Here is a 2,208-nt window from a genome sequence, read left to right as displayed (position 1 = left end):
GAGTAAAAACCAAAATTTGGTGTCCTGCTTGGTTTAGTTTTTCCACCAAACGACTGCCAACTAGTCCCGTTGCTCCTGTAATTGCGATTTTCATATTTGTTTGATTGCGGTTTTAGTTAAAATTCTCTTCATTAATTTAATTTATTTCTGCCAAATTCCATTCCGTTGGCTTCAGCATAACGATCCATAAAACGAGTAAACCTAGCCCAATGGCTGTCGGAATCAATTTCAAAAGTGCATTCTATTCTTTTTAGTTCGTCTCCTTCATCGCCACCAAAAATAATTTTTAGGGAATTGGGAGTAACCATAATTTCTCCTTCAGAATCAATTAGTCTGAGAGTTTCTGCCGATCCTTTAGTAAAGCTGTTGAATTTGTTGAGAGCATTTAAAGAGTCAAAAATCAGCAACACGTTACGCATTCCTGTTGTTTTATTGCGTCGCAAACTAACACTGCTCAACTCTTCAGCAACGCCTTGAAAAAACTCAATTGAAGGAACAATAGAAGACATTAAATAATAGTTAGAAAAATGATTATAGATATATTAGACTTCTCTACATTAATTACGATACTAGTTTAGTCCTGTCGAAGTCAAAGAGGACTGAGAGCTAATTCAAAAACAAAAGATTATTGGACTTTGGACAAACACTAAGGCATGATGTAAAAATAAATCGTACAAATTTTACCTGGAATGGATTGTAAATATAGCTTCCATCTAAAAAAACTGTTCAAGTTACTTTTACACAAATCCTCAACGCGATCGCTTTTTATTTCTACCAAGATTGCTTTGTTGTCGATAGCTGTATTTGCTGAAAGTAAAGACTAGTACTACCAAATAAATTACACGATTTGCGATCGCCATAGATTCCTATTCAAAAGCTTCTCCTTTTTTAGGACAACCAAGTCCAATGATAAAAAGTGGCGGCTTGTCCGCATTTTGCTCCCGACTCGTCAGTTAAATTCCAAATAATAGCTCGCTCGATCGCAAATCTTTTACCAGTTGTGGAAATTCTCACCCCTTGATAATTATCGATATAGCCTTTAGTTGCTGCTTGCTCTAACATGGCAGCCCTAGTAGCCCTATTGACTGGCTCTGCACTCAAACGAGAGGGAGTTTGAATGAATGTTTCCCAACTAATCGACCATAGTTTTAATGCGGTTTGATTGCCATAATTAAACACAGGATCTGCTTGAGTATCGTGAGAAACTACTACAAACGGGGCATAATATAGTGCCTCAGCCAACTCTTCGGGGGTGTTGGCAGGTTCAATTAATTGTTTTCCTAATAATTGTTGGTAACTATCAGCCAAAATTTGACTCCAACGAATAATTTCAGGCTGCTGCCAAATATTTTTACTATTCATCGATCGCTTTAACCGTGAGAAATCCAATCAAGGTATTTAGGCTCTTCAACTAGTTCTTGGGCGAGTAAAAAACTAGAAATTGTCCAATTTTGATATTTTCTAGCTTCTTTGCCGATTAAGCGACCGTTTTTACCGTCATAATATTCCGCCCATTCGTCTTTGTGGAGGCGTTTGGCGGCAATGGCGATCGCTCTACGAGCTAAGTCTACTCGATCTAATTTAATTGCAGCAGCGACAAAGAAACATAATAATACGGGCCAATTTCCCCCATTGTGATATGACCAAGGACGGTTTTTCGGATCGCAACCAGTCAATATTTCCCAATCCCGATCTTTAAGAGCAGGAAAACAGATTTTCATGGGCATCCAACCGACTAAATCATCCCATTTGCGATCGATAGTATGCAAAATAATTTGCCCTTGTTTTTTCATTACCAAAGAGGACAAAATTGCCATCATATTACCCAAGAGGAAAAAGCGACAGTCGAGGTGAGAAGGGCCTAAATTCCCCGCTAAATAGCCCCCTTCTTCGGGAAACCATTCGCTCAAAGCTGCATAGGGAATTGATTCGGCATAAATATTAAATTGGTTAAGAGCATCTTCACCATATTCTTCGGAGTGGTAACGATAGATAACGTTAAGCTTTTCTGGATCGAGCCAATAATTATGACGAATGTGATCGGTTAGGGGAGGAAGACGATTATCAATGGCTCGAACGATTTTAGTATTTTCCTGGTTGTCTAATAATAATTCCTTGGCACAGCGCAGAGTCGTATGAAACAAAGCCTGAATTTCTAAAGGATGACCGTTAATTCCCATACGGCGATCGATCATACACGCTCCATCG

Annotated in this window: 4 protein-coding genes; all 4 read right to left on the bottom strand. The window is 38.7% G+C overall.

Going from position 1 to position 2,208, the window contains the following annotated elements; genetic code table 11:
- Positions 1–94: NAD-dependent epimerase/dehydratase family protein (locus tag AC33VI_RS22890; RefSeq protein ID WP_491784571.1), on the bottom strand; the 94-nt coding region annotated here is incomplete at its 3' end.
- A 37-nt stretch (positions 95–131) separates the two neighbouring features.
- A complete protein-coding gene (gene psb28, locus AC33VI_RS22885) occupies positions 132–509 on the bottom strand; it encodes a photosystem II reaction center protein Psb28 (RefSeq protein WP_491784570.1) in 378 nt (125 codons plus the stop codon).
- Between the two features lie 379 nt (positions 510–888).
- The gene (locus AC33VI_RS22880) at positions 889–1,362 is read right to left on the bottom strand and encodes an MEKHLA domain-containing protein (RefSeq protein WP_491784569.1); all 474 of its coding nucleotides are present in this window, start codon (positions 1,360–1,362) and stop codon (positions 889–891) included.
- Positions 1,363–1,370: 8 nt separating this feature from the next.
- Positions 1,371–2,208 (bottom strand): glycoside hydrolase 100 family protein (locus tag AC33VI_RS22875; protein ID WP_491784568.1); only part of this gene is annotated, 838 nt, incomplete at its 5' end.

Source organism: Waterburya sp. (genome assembly GCF_058530065.1).
This window is presented reverse-complemented; position numbering and strand designations above follow the sequence as displayed.